General features: G+C 65.4%; 17 protein-coding genes. 11 read left to right on the top strand and 6 right to left on the bottom strand.

Features of this window, described 5'->3' with window-relative positions; genetic code table 11:
- Positions 1-50: 50 nt before the first annotated feature.
- Positions 51-755: a DUF1013 domain-containing protein gene (locus NUU27_RS17705; protein ID WP_257763476.1), complete on the bottom strand. Its 705-nt coding sequence runs from the start codon at positions 753-755 to the stop codon at positions 51-53.
- A gap of 225 nt (positions 756-980) precedes the next feature.
- Here NUU27_RS17705 and NUU27_RS17700 point away from each other — a divergent pair, with 225 nt between their 5' ends.
- The gene (locus NUU27_RS17700) at positions 981-3,179 is read left to right on the top strand and encodes an esterase-like activity of phytase family protein (RefSeq protein WP_257763475.1); all 2,199 of its coding nucleotides are present in this window, start codon (positions 981-983) and stop codon (positions 3,177-3,179) included.
- Positions 3,180-3,241: 62 nt separating this feature from the next.
- Here the strand turns inward: NUU27_RS17700 and NUU27_RS17695 are convergent, their stop codons facing one another.
- Positions 3,242-4,249, bottom strand: coding sequence for an NAD(P)H-quinone oxidoreductase (locus NUU27_RS17695; RefSeq protein ID WP_257763474.1), 1,008 nt, complete (start codon positions 4,247-4,249; stop codon positions 3,242-3,244).
- Between the two features lie 135 nt (positions 4,250-4,384).
- Between NUU27_RS17695 and NUU27_RS17690 the strand changes: the two genes are divergently transcribed.
- The gene (locus NUU27_RS17690; RefSeq protein ID WP_257763473.1) at positions 4,385-4,579 is read left to right on the top strand and encodes a DUF1192 domain-containing protein; all 195 of its coding nucleotides are present in this window, start codon (positions 4,385-4,387) and stop codon (positions 4,577-4,579) included.
- Positions 4,580-4,808: 229 nt separating this feature from the next.
- The gene (locus NUU27_RS17685; protein WP_257763472.1) at positions 4,809-6,080 is read left to right on the top strand and encodes an MFS transporter; all 1,272 of its coding nucleotides are present in this window, start codon (positions 4,809-4,811) and stop codon (positions 6,078-6,080) included.
- Between the two features lie 330 nt (positions 6,081-6,410).
- Here NUU27_RS17685 and NUU27_RS17680 read toward each other — a convergent pair whose 3' ends face one another.
- Complete coding sequence (locus NUU27_RS17680) at positions 6,411-6,590, bottom strand: YdcH family protein (RefSeq protein WP_257763471.1); 180 nt, start codon at positions 6,588-6,590, stop codon at positions 6,411-6,413.
- Between the two features lie 320 nt (positions 6,591-6,910).
- Between NUU27_RS17680 and NUU27_RS17675 the strand changes: the two genes are divergently transcribed.
- The 3 genes from NUU27_RS17675 (at position 6,911) to NUU27_RS17665 (ending at position 8,801) form a co-directional block, all read left to right on the top strand.
- Positions 6,911-7,135, top strand: coding sequence for a YdcH family protein (locus tag NUU27_RS17675; protein ID WP_257763470.1), 225 nt, complete (start codon positions 6,911-6,913; stop codon positions 7,133-7,135).
- Positions 7,136-7,227: 92 nt separating this feature from the next.
- Positions 7,228-7,719, top strand: coding sequence for a 5-(carboxyamino)imidazole ribonucleotide mutase (gene purE, locus NUU27_RS17670; RefSeq protein WP_257763469.1), 492 nt, complete (start codon positions 7,228-7,230; stop codon positions 7,717-7,719).
- A gap of 2 nt (positions 7,720-7,721) precedes the next feature.
- Positions 7,722-8,801: a 5-(carboxyamino)imidazole ribonucleotide synthase gene (locus NUU27_RS17665; protein WP_257763468.1), complete on the top strand. Its 1,080-nt coding sequence runs from the start codon at positions 7,722-7,724 to the stop codon at positions 8,799-8,801.
- Here the strand turns inward: NUU27_RS17665 and NUU27_RS17660 are convergent.
- Entirely contained in the window at positions 8,788-9,201 is a 414-nt protein-coding gene (locus tag NUU27_RS17660) for a lysozyme inhibitor LprI family protein (RefSeq protein ID WP_257763467.1), read from the bottom strand. The two genes, NUU27_RS17665 and NUU27_RS17660, sit on opposite strands and share 14 nt — an antisense overlap.
- A 200-nt stretch (positions 9,202-9,401) precedes the next feature.
- On the opposite strand from NUU27_RS17660, the gene ykgO reads away from it, so the two are divergent.
- Together ykgO and NUU27_RS17650 are read left to right on the top strand one after the other, a co-directional pair.
- The gene (gene ykgO, locus NUU27_RS17655) at positions 9,402-9,527 is read left to right on the top strand and encodes a type B 50S ribosomal protein L36 (RefSeq protein WP_008596917.1); all 126 of its coding nucleotides are present in this window, start codon (positions 9,402-9,404) and stop codon (positions 9,525-9,527) included.
- Between the two features lie 58 nt (positions 9,528-9,585).
- On the top strand, positions 9,586-10,176 hold the full coding sequence (locus NUU27_RS17650) for a tetratricopeptide repeat protein (protein WP_257763466.1): 591 nt from the start codon (positions 9,586-9,588) through the stop codon (positions 10,174-10,176).
- A gap of 375 nt (positions 10,177-10,551) precedes the next feature.
- Here the strand turns inward: NUU27_RS17650 and pyk are convergent, their stop codons facing one another.
- On the bottom strand, positions 10,552-11,988 hold the full coding sequence (gene pyk, locus NUU27_RS17645; protein ID WP_257763465.1) for a pyruvate kinase: 1,437 nt from the start codon (positions 11,986-11,988) through the stop codon (positions 10,552-10,554).
- Positions 11,985-12,467, bottom strand: coding sequence for a DUF1036 domain-containing protein (locus NUU27_RS17640; protein ID WP_257763464.1), 483 nt, complete (start codon positions 12,465-12,467; stop codon positions 11,985-11,987). The genes pyk and NUU27_RS17640 overlap by 4 nt, the downstream gene beginning before the upstream one ends.
- 176 nt (positions 12,468-12,643) lie before the next feature.
- Here NUU27_RS17640 and NUU27_RS17635 point away from each other — a divergent pair, with 176 nt between their 5' ends.
- From NUU27_RS17635 to NUU27_RS17625, 3 genes are all read left to right on the top strand, one after another.
- Positions 12,644-13,441 carry an N-formylglutamate amidohydrolase gene (locus NUU27_RS17635; protein ID WP_257763463.1) on the top strand — a complete coding sequence of 266 codons (798 nt, stop codon included), beginning with the start codon at positions 12,644-12,646 and terminating at the stop codon, positions 13,439-13,441.
- 13 nt (positions 13,442-13,454) lie between these two features.
- Positions 13,455-13,763: a DUF1244 domain-containing protein gene (locus tag NUU27_RS17630; RefSeq protein ID WP_257763462.1), complete on the top strand. Its 309-nt coding sequence runs from the start codon at positions 13,455-13,457 to the stop codon at positions 13,761-13,763.
- A gap of 120 nt (positions 13,764-13,883) precedes the next feature.
- Positions 13,884-14,147 (top strand): DUF2312 domain-containing protein, encoded by a 264-nt coding sequence (locus NUU27_RS17625; protein WP_257763461.1) that lies wholly within the window; start codon positions 13,884-13,886, stop codon positions 14,145-14,147.
- The last annotated feature ends 15 nt before the right edge of the window (positions 14,148-14,162 follow it).

Here is a 14,162-nt window from a genome sequence, read left to right as displayed (position 1 = left end):
GGACGCACGGCGCTGTAGCCCATCACGTTTCGATCGGGGCAGTGCGAGGATTATTCCTCGTCGTCTTCATCCTCGGTCTTCGACTTCAGCGAGGAAAGCTTTGCGAAGACGGCATCGGCGTCGAGCTCCTGCTCGTCCGAGGCGGCGTCTTCATGCCTGGCATCGCTGATCGACAGACCTTCGGTCTGCGAGGCCGGCAGCAGCGTGTCTCCGGCCGGTGCGGTGGGCGGCGCGTAGCGCGCGGCGCGCTGCACCTCGAGGTCGAGATCGATCTGCGAGCACAGGCCGAGCGTCACCGGGTCCATCGGCACGAGATTGGCCGAGTTCCAGTGGGTGCGCTCGCGGATCTGCTCGATGGTCGACTTGGTCGTGCCGACGAGGCGCGAGATCTGCGCATCCTTGAGCTCGGGATGATTGCGCACCAGCCACAGGATGGCGTTCGGCCGGTCCTGGCGCTTGGACAGCGGCGTGTAGCGCGGCCCCTTGCGCTTGGTCTCCGGCACCCGCACCTTCGGCTCGGAAAGCTTGAGCCGGTGGTTGGGGTCGCGCTCTCCAAGCGCGATCTCCTCGCGAGTCAATTGTCCGGTCATCACCGGGTCCATGCCCTTGATGCCTTGCGCTGCGTCGCCATCGGCGATGGCGCCCACCTCGAGCGGGTGGAGTTTGCAGAACTCGGCGATCTGATCGAAGGTCAGCGCCGTATTGTCGACCAGCCACACGGCGGTGGCCTTTGGCATGAGAAGCGTGTTGGCCATAGATATGAATCCTCTTCCTTCGCCCGCGTCCCTGGCGCGAGCGGTGGTCAGTACCACCAATGTTGGGAATATAGGGCTATATAGACTGAAACCCGCGCGCGACGCAACAAAATGCACGCGCCGTCAAAAATAAGGACAGTCATCAAACTGTAATCAATACGTCATCTGTTTGAAATCCGGGCTCCCGATTGTGCCGCGTCCATGGGTTACGAGGGAGCTTTCAAGATGAACCGCCATGCCGCATTCCTGAGCCTGCTTCTGGGCACTGCCGCCGTCCTGCCGGCGCAGGCCGAGATGACGTTCAAGAGGATCGCCACCTTCCCGGTGGCCGAGAACCTGCCGGCCGATGCCGACCCGGCGACCGAGACGTCCTCCGAGATCATCGCCCGCAGTGCCGACGGCAAGACGCTGATCTATTCCGACAGCCCCTTAGGCGGCGTCGGCATCGTCGACATCACCGATGCCGTTGCCCCCAAGGCCGGCGGCGCGCTGTCGCTCGACGGCGAGCCCACCTCGGTCAGCGTCGTCGGCAACAGGGCGATCGCGGCGGTCAACACCTCGCAGAGCTACACCCAGCCTTCCGGCAGGCTGATGATCATCGACCTCGCCGCCAGGACGGCCGAGCCATCCTGCGATCTGGGCGGCCAGCCGGATTCGGTCGCCGTCAGCCCCGACCGGCGCTTCCTTGCGGTGGCCATCGAGAACGAGCGCGACGAGGACCTGAACGACGGCGTCCTCCCGCAGATGCCGGCCGGCGACCTGAAGATCTTCACGCTGGCGAACGGCCTGCCCGATTGCGGCAGCATGAAAACCGTCGCGCTGACCGGCCTTGCCGAAATCGCTCCCGAGGACCCGGAACCTGAGTTCGTCGATTTCAACGACGCCGGCGAGATCGCCGTCACGCTGCAGGAGAACAACCACATCGCCGTCGTCTCGGCCGAGACGGGCGAGGTGGTGAGCCACTTCCCCGCCGGCACCGTCAGCCAGACGGGCATCGACACGCTGGACGACGGCGCGCTCGGCTTCGACCAGGCCGCCGCCGACTTGAAGCGCGAGCCGGATGCGATCAAATGGCTCGACAACGACCGTTTCGTCGTCGCCAACGAGGGCGACTACGAAGGGGGCTCGCGCAGCTTCACGATCTTCAGCAAACAGGGCGAGGTGCTGTTCGATTCGGGCAGCGACCTCGAATACCGCGCCGCCGCCGCCGGCCACTATCCCGACAAGCGCTCGGACGCCAAGGGCACCGAGCCGGAAGGGCTGGAAGTGGCGAAGTTCGGCGACCAGCAATATATCTTCGTCGCACTGGAGCGCGCCTCGCTCATCGTCGTCTACCGCGACACGGGTGCCGCGCCGGAATTCGTTCAGGTGCTTCCCTCCGGCATCGGCCCCGAGGGCCTCGTCGCCATTCCCGAGCGCAACCTGCTCGTCACCGCCAACGAGGCCGACCTCGTCGAGGACGGCGGCGCGCGCTCGCATGTCATGATCTACGAGCTGAGCGAGGGCCCGGCCGCTTATCCGACAATCGAATCGGTCGCCAATGAGAGCGGCGCGCCGATCGGCTGGGGCGCCCTTTCGGGACTGGCGGCCGATCCGCAGAAGCCCGGCATGCTCTATGCGATCTCCGATTCCTTCTATCGCAATCAGCCGGCGATCTTCACCATCGACGCGACGGCGAAGCCGGCCAGGATCACCCGCAAGATCGTCGTCACCCGCGATGGCGCACCGGCCCAGAAACTCGATCTCGAGGGCATAGCAGCCGACGGCAAGGGCGGCTTCTGGCTCGCTTCGGAAGGCAACAGCGACAAGCTGACCCCGCACGCCCTGCTCCAGGTGGACGCCGAAGGCCGCATCCGCAAGGAGATCGGCTTCCCGGGCGAGCTCCTCGCCAACGAGATCCGCTTTGGCATGGAAGGCATCACCGTGGTCGGCGAAGGCGACGACCAGACGCTGGTCATGGCCGTCCAGCGCCCCTGGAAGGACGACCCGAAAGACCAGGTGAAGCTCCTCGCCTACAAGCCCGCCTCCAAGGAGTGGTCGGCCGTTCGTTATCCGCTCGACGCCGGTGACAAGGGCTGGGTCGGCCTGTCGGAGATCACCGCCCACAACGGCAAGCTCTACATCGTCGAGCGCGACAACCAGATCGGCACCGCCGCGAAGATCAAGAAGCTCTACAGCGTCTCGCTCGACGGCTTCGCGCCGGCCGCCCTCGGAACCGACCTGCCGGTGGTGGAGAAAACCCTGGTGCGTGATCTGATCGGCGACATGCAGTCGGCCACCAACGGCTACGTGCTCGACAAGATAGAGGGCTTCACGATCGACACCGACGGCACTGCCTATTTCGTCACCGACAATGACGGCATCGACGATTCCTCGGGCGAGACGATCTTCGTCAATCTCGGCAAGCTCGACGCCGTCAACTGATCCGCATCAGCCTCCCAAGGCTTGCAGCCCCGGCCGAAAGGCCGGGGTTTTCCTTTCGAACCTCAGGAGACGTCGAGCACGATCTTGCCGATATGCGCGCCCTCTTCCATCCGCTCATGGGCCCGCCAGGCCTCGTTCAGGGGAAAGATCATGTCCATCACCGGGGCGATCTTGCGTGCCGCCAGAAGCGGCCAGACATGGGCCTCGAGCTCCGTGGCGATGCGCGCCTTGAAGGCCACCGAGCGCGGCCGCAGCGTCGAGCCGGTGTGGGTCAGCCGCTTGCGCATCAGCAACGAGAAATCGGCGGTCGCCTTGGAGCCCTTCAGAAAGGCGATCTGCACGATGCGGCCGTCCATCGCCGCGGCCCTGTAGTTGCGCTCGATATACTCGCCGCCGATCATGTCGAGGATCACGTCGGCGCCGTTGCCGCCCGTCTCCTCCTCCACCGCCGCAACGAAATCCTCCTCGCGGTAATTGATGGCGCGCACCGCACCGAGCGCCGCGCAGGCCGCGCATTTCTCCGGCGTGCCGGCCGTCGCGATCACCTTCGCGCCGAGCGCGGCGGCAAGCTGGATGGCCGTCGTGCCGATGCCCGAAGAGCCGCCATGGACGAGCAGCGTCTCTCCCTCCTTCAGCCCACCGCGCTGGAACACGTTGTGCCAGACCGTGAAGAAGGTTTCCGGAATGGCCGCTGCCTCCGTGAAGGTGAAGCCGTGCGGCACGGGCAGGGCGTTGGTCTCGTGGGTCAGGCAGTATTCGGCGTAGCCGCCGCCGGGCGTCAGCGCCGTCACGCGATCGCCCACCTGCCAGCGCTTCACGCCCTCGCCGATCGCCGCCACCTCGCCCGCCGCCTCCAGGCCGGGCAGATCAGACGCACCCGGCGGCGGCGGGTAGAGGCCCTTGCGCTGGAAGACGTCCGGCCGGTTGACGCCCGCCGCGCGCACCTTGATCAGGATCTCGCCCGCGCGGGGCCTCGGCAGGGGCCGCTCCTCCGGCTTTAGCGCCATCGGGCCGCCCGGTTCGCTGATCGCCACGGCAGTCATCTTCTCGGGAAGTGCATTTTGTTCCATGATGTCCCTGCTGATTTGCCCTCTGCCCGGCACGTCAAGGCCGGGCGGAACTGTGGATGAGGTCGCGGCGCAATGCCGGACGGATCCATCGGTTATGCATCGTGTAGTGGGTGGGAGGCAACGGGAGAAGGCGACATGAGCATTTTCGATGACGATGGGGACAAGCCCGTTCCCGGCCACCAGGTCGGCCAGGATCTGTCTCTTCTGTCCGTGGAGGAACTGCGTGAGCGCGTCGACCAGTTGAAGCGCGAGATCGTCCGGCTCGAGCAGGAGCTCGCCAGCAAGGGTGCAACCAAGGACGCCGCCGAGGCATTGTTCCGACGCGGCTGAAAGCCGGCGACAGCGCAATCCTGCTCCCGGAGGGCGGATTTGCGATGCCGGCGGGACCGATTGTCTGCGCATAATATCGTTTCCGGTGTAAGGCCGGAGGTTCGGGCAGAAGCCACGCGGACGCCATGAAGGGAAGCCAAGCTCCGGCGCGTTGGTCGCCACGCGCAGGAGTGCGTCGGACACCACGCGCAAGCAAGATTGAAGCTCAAACCACGCGGATCACATATTCATGCTGTCTCCCCTCGGCTCGATCATCGCCCTCCTTTGCGGAACGGCCTTTCTCCTGACCGCCTCGGGGCTGCACGGACTGCTTCTGCCGTTGCGCGGGCAGCTGGAAGGCTTTCCCACCGCCTCGCTGGGCGCGCTCGGAACGACTTGGGCCGCCGGCTTCATCGCCGGCTGCTTCGTGGCGCCGCGCCTGGTGCGCCGCGCCGGGCATGTGCGCGCCTTCGGCGCCTTTGCGGCGTCGGGCGCGATCATCGCCCTCCTCACCGGCATGTGGGTCGATTCCGTCGCCTGGATCGTCCTGCGCGTCTTCACCGGCTTCACCATGGCCGGCGCCTTCATGGTGATCGAGAGCTGGCTCAACGAGAAATCCACCAACGAGAACCGGGGCACGGTGTTCGGCATCTACATGATGGTCACCTATGCCTCGCTGACGGCCGGGCAGATGGCCGTCGCTTTCGGCGACGTGTCGAACACGATCCTTTTCATGACGACCGGCATCCTGTTCTGCCTCGCCCTCATCCCGACCGCCGTCTCCAAGGCCGTCACGCCGCAGCCGCTTGCGCAGGTCTCGCTCGACCTCAGGGGGCTCTACGCCAATTCACCCGTCGCCGTCGTCGGTTGCGTGCTGATCGGCATCGCCAACGGCGCCTGGGGCACGCTGGGCGCCGTTTATGGCGGCGCCATCGGCATCTCGACGCTGCAGATCGCCACCATGATGAGTCTTGCCGTGCTGGCCGGCGCCGCCCTCCAATTGCCGGCGGGCCGGCTTTCAGACCGCGTCGACCGCCGTTTCGTGATCAGCGGAGCCGCGTTCGGCTCGGGCCTCATCGGCCTCATGATCCTGCTGACCACGCCGCGAGACGGCAGCTTCGTGATCGCCATGACGGCGGTCTACGGCGCCTTTGCCTACACGCTCTACTCGATCATCGTCGCGCATGCCAACGACCACGCGTCCTCAGAGGATTTCGTGAAGGTGTCGAGCGGCCTGCTGCTGCTTTACGGCTTCGGAACGATGCTCGGGCCGCTCGTCGGCGGCATCCTGATGGAGCGGATGCTGCCCGAGAGCCTGTTCCTGACCACGGCCCTCGCCCATATCGCGCTTGCGGCCTATGCGCTGCTGCGCATCTCGCGGCGCGCGCCGGTGCCGGTCGAGGAGCGCGAGGCGTTCAAGACCCTGCCATCCGAGCGGGCCGCGACACCGCAGGCCGCTGTGCTCGATCCGCGCAGCGACGGCGAGGCCGAGACCGAAGACGAATACGAGAGTGTCAAATAGAGCGTTTTGCAGTCAGGTGGAATCACCTAACGACCGCATAAATGCGGAAAAACAAAGAGATGGAACGGGACAGCGTTTCCATGAAACGATGAACCGCTCTAGAAGGCGCCGTATCGGCCACGGGTCCGTCGGAAGCCGGGAGGGGCAGGAAGACCCCCGCGCCCTGGCTAGGGCAACTCCATACTTGAAACGACTGCGTTGCAGTCGTTTCAAGTAAGGCAAAGTTGCCCTAGATTCAAAGGCTTAACTGGCCTGCTATCCCATCCAAACCAATCGGTTTGGATGGGGCAGGACACTCGCGCGGATGCGGGGGCCGGAAATCACGCGGGATCAGTGGCGGGTGCGGCCCGTCTTGAGCTTCTCCATCTCGTCCTTGATGGCCAGCTTGCGTCGTTTCAGTTGAGCGATGTCGAGCTCGTCCACAGAGGGATGGAGCATGGCATCGTCCAGCTCACGCTCCAGTTCTCCGTGTTTACGCTTCAACTCGGCAAGATGGGATTCAAGAGACATGATTGCGATCTCCTTCGTTTCCTCGTTTGCGCGCCGGAGCGGACAACCGCCAATTCGGACCGGCAGCGTCCTACAGTCTGCCACCGCAATTGTGGCTTGTCGAACACAAGCTGGTAGGATTTTCCGGCTGGCCGAAATATGATATAGGCAGCGGGCTGCCAGGTGTTTTCGGTAGCGCGTTCGACAACGTGATCTACAGCGCCGTGCGTCCGTTCGGACACAGAAGGACGCTGTAAGTCTTTGAATCTGCGCATCGTGTTTTTCCGAAGATCGGGTTCCGATTTTCGGGCCGATGCGCGAGCGCCGGAAATTGCACACTTGTGGACCAGCGGACAGTGGTGACATCGGAACAGGAACAGGCTGAAATTCGTCTCGAATTCGCGCGCCTCAAACAGGACCACGCGGACTTCGATGCCGCAATTGAGGCAATGATCGCCACGGGCTGCGACCCCCTTCGCATCCAGCGGATGAAGAAGAAGAAACTGGCGGTGAAGGACCGGCTGCAGCAGCTCGAGGACCGGATCATCCCGGATATCATCGCCTGATTTCCTGTTGGCACGGCGCGCCCGCAGCAGGCCGCGCTTGCGATGGGCAGTGCTTTTGATTACAGCCTCTCTATAAAAAGCGAGGGGATTCAATGGCCGAACAATCCGCCCCCGTGGCAATCATCATGGGAAGCCAGTCCGACTGGGCGACGATGCGCCACGCCGCAGACACGCTTGATGCGCTCGGCATCGACTACGAGGCGCGCATCGTTTCCGCGCACCGCACGCCTGAGCGCCTCTACGAATTCGCGAGGAGCGCCCGGGACGAGGGCTTCCAGACCATCATCGCCGGCGCCGGCGGCGCGGCCCACCTGCCCGGCATGACGGCGGCCCTGACACCGCTCCCCGTATTCGGCGTGCCGGTTGAATCGAAAGCCCTGTCGGGCCAGGATTCCCTCCTCTCCATCGTCCAGATGCCGGCCGGCATCCCCGTGGGCACGCTGGCCATCGGCAAGGCCGGCGCGATCAATGCCGCGCTGATGGCGGCGGCCGTCCTCGCCCTGCACGACGACGACCTTGCCGACCGGCTCGACGCCTGGCGCGCCGCGCAGACGGCCCAGGTGGCGGAGTATCCGGTAGATTGACCATGGACAAACCGCTTTCTCCCGGCGCCACGATCGGAATACTGGGCGGCGGACAGCTTGGCCGCATGCTCGCCATGGCCGCGGCCCGGCTCGGCTATCGCGTGGCGATCCTCGACCCCGCCGCCGACAGCCCGGCCGCGCAGCTCGCCGACACCTTCATCAACGCCGCCTATGACGATGCCGCCGCGCTCGGCAGGCTTGCCGATCTCTGCGATGTGGTGACCTACGAGTTCGAGAACGTTCCCGTCGCCACCGCCCGTCTGCTGGCCGAGCGGCGGCTGGTCTTCCCGCCGCCCGAGGCGCTGGAAACGGCGCAGGACCGGCTGACGGAAAAGATCTTCCTGAACGCCGCCGGGATATCCACAGCAGCCTTCCTGTCTGTGGATAGCGAGGATGACCTTGCCCGCGGGCTGCGAAGCTTTTCCGGCAACGGCGTCCTGAAAACGCGCCGCATGGGCTATGACGGCAAGGGCCAGCGCGTCTTCCGCTCCGCCGCGCCGGCCGACATCGCCGGCGCCGTGGCGGCGATGGGCGGCGTGCCGCTGATCCTCGAAGCGCTGGTGCCCTTCACGAAGGAAGTGTCCGTCATCGCCGCGCGCGGCAGCGACGGCGCCGTCGCGGTGTACGATCCGGTCGAGAACGAGCACCGCAACGGCATCCTGCACCGCTCCTCGGTGCCCGCCGCGATCACGCCGCAGACCGCCCAGGCGGTGCGCGAGGCGGCTAGCGGCATCCTCAACGCTCTGAGCTATGTGGGCGTCATCGGCGTCGAGTTCTTCGTGCTCGGCGACGGCGGCGTGCTCGTCAACGAGATCGCGCCGCGCGTGCACAATTCCGGCCACTGGACGGAGGCCGCCTGCGCGATCTCGCAGTTCGAGCAGCATGTGCGGGCCGTCGCCGGACTGCCGCTCGGGGCCACCGGGCGCCATTCCGACTGCGTGATGGAAAACCTGATCGGCGACGACGTGCTGCGCGCGCCGGACCTGCTGCGCGAGCCGGATCTCGTTCTGCATCTCTACGGCAAGCCGGACATCCGGCCCGGCCGCAAGATGGGCCATTTCACCCGCATCACGAGCAGGTGACGTCGCCCTCTTCGCAGTTGAGAGCGGCATCGAGCTGCTTCGTGCGCTCCTCCGTCAGCTCCTCGAGGCATCCTGCCTGCAGCATCGGCCGGATCGAGCCGCCCGTCGCGCCGATGGTGGCGAAGTTGCATTGCGCGTCCCTGAATTTGATCCACGCGCGCTGCGCCTCGACAAGCGCCTTTCGCCCATCCTGATCGTCGGCATAGCGCGCCGTCAGCGCCTTGTAGCTGGCGTTGAGCTTGGCATCGGCGGCCTTGTAGTCCTTGCTGGCGCAAATGTTCATGTCGGCCTGTGTCTGCGGATCCCGGCAATTGGGTTCCTGGGCATGGGCTGCCGCAAGGCTTCCGGCGAGCAGCACCGATCCCAAAATCACGCGCTGAAACGGCTTCTGTACAAACATCGGATTCTCCAATCGCAAAATGCTGTCTGTGAAGCCCCCCTCGGAATTCAACACCGAGAGGCGCGCCGAAAGCAACAGAAAGCGGCCCGAAAGGTTGACAGGAGCAAGCTTCCTCGTCTAAGAGCCGTGCAACTTTCGGCGCGCCGCAAAAGCGCGCCTTATTGTTTGCGGGCCGTCCGGCCCAACCATGGACAAGACCGATGAAGATCAAGAATTCGCTCAAGGCGCTGAAGAGCCGCCACCGGGAAAACCGCATGGTCCGCCGCAAGGGCCGCATCTACATCATCAACAAGTCCAACCCGCGCTTTAAGGCACGGCAGGGCTGATCGCCCGTTCACGCGAATTTCAGTTTTCCTGGAACCTGCCCGCGCGTATGATCGCGGCATGGTTCGATTCATCGCAACCCTCGGATCCCTCCTTCTCGCGCTCGCGCCTCTCGCGCAGGCGGATGAGCCTGGCGGCGGGGTTGCGGCCGGGACGGCGGTGCAGAGCGCGCCATCCAGGCTCGATACGCTCTTCCAAGACCTGAAGCGGGAGCGCAATGAACGGGCGGCGCGCCGCATCGCCATGCGCATCGGCGAAGCCTGGATGCATTCCGGCAGCGCCACGGCCGATCTGCTCATGCAATGGGCGAATGAGGCGATCAAGGCGGAGAAGTTTTCCGTCGCGCTCGATCATCTCGATCAGGTGGTGATGCTCTTTCCCGATTATGCAGAAGGCTGGAACCGCCGCGCCACGGTGCATTTCATGATGAATGACTATGCCCGTTCGATGACCGACATCTCGCGGACGCTCGAACTGGAGCCGCGCCATTTCGGCGCGCTGGCCGGCATGGCGCGCATTCTCCAGGCGACGGGGCGGCAGGAACAGGCATTGCAGGCCTACACGCGCATCCTCGACATCTACCCGATGCTGCGCAGCGCCCAGCAGGCGGTCGCCGAGATTTCCAACGAGCTCGACGGCCGGGGAATCTGACCTCCCGGCGAAGAGCCTTCCTTTCATCTGTGCTTAAAGCGCCGGGTACGCCTTCGCGCGCCCCTCTGCCCTGCCCTCAAGGGGCAGATGCCCGGTGGGCCGATGCGCAGAGCATTTCATCTTTTGCCTGGAGCCGCGGCGCCCCTTCGCGCACCCCCCTCTGCCCTGCCGGGCATCTCCCCCTCAAGGGGGGAGATCGGACGGCCGCAAGGATTTCGACCACCGTCCAACGTTGCAGGAGATGCGATACGGCGCTGTCCGCTAATCTCCCCCCTTGAGGGGGAGATGGCCGGCAGGCCAGAGGGGGGTGTGCCGCGCGCCGACACCGCTGGACCGAAACCACGGCCGACCGCTTCCGTCAAAACAGGAAACGATCTAGATGCCGCCCAGCCCGTCCGAGCCGATATAGGCGATGCGCAGCATGTTGGTCGCGCCGGGTGTGCCGAGCGGGACGCCCGCCGTGATGATGACGCGTTCGCCGGGCTTTGCCAGCTTCTCCTGATAGGCGATGCGGCAGGCGCGGTTGACCATGTCGTCGAGGTCGCTCGCATCCTCGGTCACCACGCAGTGCATGCCCCAGACGAGGGACAGGCGGCGCGCCATCTGGACCACCGGCGACAGCGCCACGATCGGCACGCGCGGCCGCTCGCGGGCGGCGCGCAGCCCGGTCGTGCCCGACGAGGTGTAGCAGATGATGGCGGACAGGTTCAGCGTCTCGGCGATCTGCCGCGCGGCCATGGAAATGGCGTCGGCGCCGGTCGCCTCCGGCTGGCTGCGCTGGGCGTTGATGATGTCCGTATAGGTCGGGTCGCGCTCCACCTGCTTGGCGATGGAATCCATCATCGCCACCGCCTCGACGGGATACTCGCCCGCCGCCGATTCCGCCGATAGCATGATCGCATCGGCCCCTTCGAACACGGCCGTTGCCACGTCCGACACTTCGGCGCGGGTTGGCACCGGCGCGGAGATCATGGATTCCAGCATCTGGGTGGCCACCACCACCGGCTTGCCGGCACGGCGGCAGGCCCGCGTGATCTGCTTCTGGATGCCCGGCACGGCCTCGAGCGGCATTTCCACGCCTAGGTCGCCGCGCGCCACCATCAGCGCATCCGACAATTCGATGATCTCCGCCAGGCGCTTGACGGCCTGCGGCTTCTCGATCTTGGCAAGCAGTGCGGCGCGGCCGCGCGCCACTTTCCGCACCTCCGCCAGATCCTCGGGCCGCTGGATGAACGACAGCGCGATCCAGTCGACATCGGCCGACAGCACCGCGTCGAGATCCTTGCGGTCCTTCTCCGTCAGGGCGCCCATCGGCAGATCGGTGTCGGGCAGGCTGACGCCCTTGCGGTCGGAGATCTTGGTTCCGGCGATCACCTTGGAGAGAATGGACCTGCCGTCCACCTTCACGGCCTCGAGCTGCAGACGCCCGTCGTCGATCAGCAGCCGATGCCCCGGCTCGACCGATTTCAGGATCTCCGGATGCGGCAGGAAAACGCGCGTCGCGTCGCCCGGCGCGGGGTTGTCGTCGAGCGTGAACTCCTGCCCCACCTTCAGCTCGGCGCTCTTGCCGGCAAAGGTGCCGACGCGAAGCTTCGGCCCCTGCAGGTCGGCGAGGATGCCGATCGGATGGCCGACCTTCTTCTCCACCGCGCGGATGCGATCGACCAGCGTGCGCATCAGCTCATGGTCGGCATGGCTCATGTTGATGCGGAACACATCGGCGCCGGCTTCGAGCAGGCGCTGGATCGTCGCTTCGTCCGACGATGCAGGCCCCAGTGTCGCCAGGATCTTGACCCTTCGGTTGCGCCTCATTGCGTGCCACCCGCGCCGGTGAGCGCAGCCCCACCTTCCGGGCCGTCGGTCAAATCCACCATCCAGTTTTCCTGTTCCCGCGTGTCGTATTCCTGAAAGCCGGCGCGCTGGAAGCCACGCGCGAAGCAATCGTTGGTGCCCGCGATTTTGAATTCGGTCAGCGCTATGCACATCTGCGTCGGGCCTTCCCAGCGCCCGCCACGCGCCGCATCCTCGGCATAGATGTAATAGTAGCGCGATTCGAGCGGCCCCTCGATCAGCGTCTTGCAGCTCGACTTTTCGATGTGCCACCAGCCTTCGCTCACCCAGCCGCTGCCGGTGCGATAGCCGATGGCCACGCCGACGAGGTTCTGGGTGGAATTGCAGACACGGAAATCGGCGCGCGCCGGGGTGGACGCCAGGAGCGACCCCCACAAGCCGACACAGGCGGCAAGCAGCACGGCCCCCCGGCAGTTCACGCGTGACGCCCGTCGAAGCATTTTTGAAAACCCTGATCCCGACCTGAGCATATTTTCCTTTTCGGCAATGTCCGTGCGCCTGTCAACGCGGCAGTGGCGATTTCGCGCCGGCCATTGCGATCCGACGCGCTTCGTGAAAGGAAACGGTCATGAAGTCATCAGATTGCGCTCCCGATCCGTCTTCCTGAAAAACCGTCATGACCTTGCATCCCTTTTCCGCCCCTTTCGAAACCATCCCCGGAAACGAGCGCCAGGGCCTGTTGCTGATCGCCGATCACGCCATGCGCGCCATGCCCGCAACCTATGACGGGCTCGGCCTGCCGGCCTCCGAATTCGAACGCCACATCGCCTATGACATCGGCGTCGAGGCGGTGACGCGGATGCTGGCGCGGTTGACCGGCGCGCCGGCGGTGCTGTGCGGCTTCTCGCGGCTCCTGATCGACCCCAACCGTAGCGAGGACGATCCAACGCTGATCCGGCAACTCTATGACGGCACCATCGTGCCCGGAAATTATCCGATGAGCCCGGAAGAGCGGCAGGCGCGGCTCGACCGGTTCTACCGGCCCTATCATGAGGCCGTCGACGCGGCGATCCAGGCGATCCGGACTGCAAGCGGCGCCGCGCCGCTGATCATCTCCATCCATTCCTTCACCCCCGTCATGCAGGCGCGCCACCGTCCCTGGCACGTCGGCATCCTGTGGGACCGCGACGACCGCGCGGTGCTGCCGCTGATCGCCGCGCTCGCCGCCGATGAGACCCTCACCGTCGGCGACAACGAACCCTATGACGGCGCGCTGCCGGGCGACACCATGCACCGCCACGCGACCATGAACGGCTTCGCCCACGCGCTGATCGAGATCCGCCAGGACCTCATCGCCGACAAGAAGGGCGCTGCCGGATGGGCGGAGCGCCTCGCTCCGATCCTTGACGCGATCAACGCCCGGCCCGATATGCACGAGGTGAAGCATTTCGGATCGCGGACCGACACGGTCTGAATGGGAGCCCGCCATGACCAAGCTCAGCGAAGAACAGAAACGCGACCTGGAAGCGGCCGCCTTCCGCCGCCTCGTGGGCCATCTGCGCGAGCGCAGCGACGTGCAAAATATCGACCTGATGAATCTCGCCGGCTTCTGCCGCAACTGCCTCTCCAACTGGTATCGCGAAGCGGCCGAGGCCGACGGCATCGCGCTGTCCAAGGAGGAGTCGCGGGAAATCGTCTACGGCATGCCCTATGACGAATGGCGCGCCCGGCACCAGAGCGAAGCGACGCCGGAGCAGAAGGCGGCCTTCGCGGTGAACCGCCCGAAGGATCATTGAGCGCCCGCGGCACCGAATCCCCGTCTGCGACCCTTGACCGCCGGCCCCGGCTGGGGCATCGAACCTGCCACGCCAAAACGCCCCGAGTCGCGGGCTTCTGATCCATCAACGGAGTTTCGCATGGCCGACGATATCACCACCGAGACCGCCCAGACCGTGGCCGCGGGCCAGCTTCGCGCCTTCATCGAGCGCGTCGAGCGTCTCGAGGAAGACAAGAAGACGATTTCCGAGGACATCAAGGAAGTCTATGCCGAAATGAAGGGCAACGGCTTCGACACCAAGGCCGTTCGCACCATCGTCCGCCTGCGCAAGAAAGACCAGGCCGAGCGCCAGGAGGAAGAGGCGATGCTCGACCTCTACAAAGCCGCACTCGGCATGGAGTGAGGCCCGGCCGCCGGC

Source organism: Nitratireductor sp. ZSWI3 (assembly GCF_024655565.1).
In the GTDB taxonomy this organism is placed as follows: domain Bacteria; phylum Pseudomonadota; class Alphaproteobacteria; order Rhizobiales; family Rhizobiaceae; genus Nitratireductor.
Note: the sequence above shows the minus strand (reverse complement) of the source record. Positions and strands in the feature narration are given on the sequence as shown.

Bases quoted from the DNA above. Each gene is read 5' to 3' on its own strand.
- NUU27_RS17705 (WP_257763476.1), bottom strand. From the start codon at position 755: ATGGCCAACACGCTTCTCATGCCAAAGGCCACCGCCGTGTGGCTGGTC.
- NUU27_RS17700 (WP_257763475.1), top strand. From the start codon at position 981: ATGAACCGCCATGCCGCATTCCTGAGCCTGCTTCTGGGCACTGCCGCC.
- NUU27_RS17695 (WP_257763474.1), bottom strand. From the start codon at position 4,249: ATGGAACAAAATGCACTTCCCGAGAAGATGACTGCCGTGGCGATCAGC.
- NUU27_RS17690 (WP_257763473.1), top strand. From the start codon at position 4,385: ATGAGCATTTTCGATGACGATGGGGACAAGCCCGTTCCCGGCCACCAG.
- NUU27_RS17685 (WP_257763472.1), top strand. From the start codon at position 4,809: ATGCTGTCTCCCCTCGGCTCGATCATCGCCCTCCTTTGCGGAACGGCC.
- NUU27_RS17680 (WP_257763471.1), bottom strand. From the start codon at position 6,590: ATGTCTCTTGAATCCCATCTTGCCGAGTTGAAGCGTAAACACGGAGAA.
- purE (WP_257763469.1), top strand. From the start codon at position 7,228: ATGGCCGAACAATCCGCCCCCGTGGCAATCATCATGGGAAGCCAGTCC.
- NUU27_RS17665 (WP_257763468.1), top strand. From the start codon at position 7,722: ATGGACAAACCGCTTTCTCCCGGCGCCACGATCGGAATACTGGGCGGC.
- NUU27_RS17660 (WP_257763467.1), bottom strand. From the start codon at position 9,201: ATGTTTGTACAGAAGCCGTTTCAGCGCGTGATTTTGGGATCGGTGCTG.
- ykgO (WP_008596917.1), top strand. From the start codon at position 9,402: ATGAAGATCAAGAATTCGCTCAAGGCGCTGAAGAGCCGCCACCGGGAA.
- NUU27_RS17650 (WP_257763466.1), top strand. From the start codon at position 9,586: ATGGTTCGATTCATCGCAACCCTCGGATCCCTCCTTCTCGCGCTCGCG.
- pyk (WP_257763465.1), bottom strand. From the start codon at position 11,988: ATGAGGCGCAACCGAAGGGTCAAGATCCTGGCGACACTGGGGCCTGCA.
- NUU27_RS17640 (WP_257763464.1), bottom strand. From the start codon at position 12,467: ATGCTTCGACGGGCGTCACGCGTGAACTGCCGGGGGGCCGTGCTGCTT.
- NUU27_RS17635 (WP_257763463.1), top strand. From the start codon at position 12,644: ATGACCTTGCATCCCTTTTCCGCCCCTTTCGAAACCATCCCCGGAAAC.
- NUU27_RS17630 (WP_257763462.1), top strand. From the start codon at position 13,455: ATGACCAAGCTCAGCGAAGAACAGAAACGCGACCTGGAAGCGGCCGCC.
- NUU27_RS17625 (WP_257763461.1), top strand. From the start codon at position 13,884: ATGGCCGACGATATCACCACCGAGACCGCCCAGACCGTGGCCGCGGGC.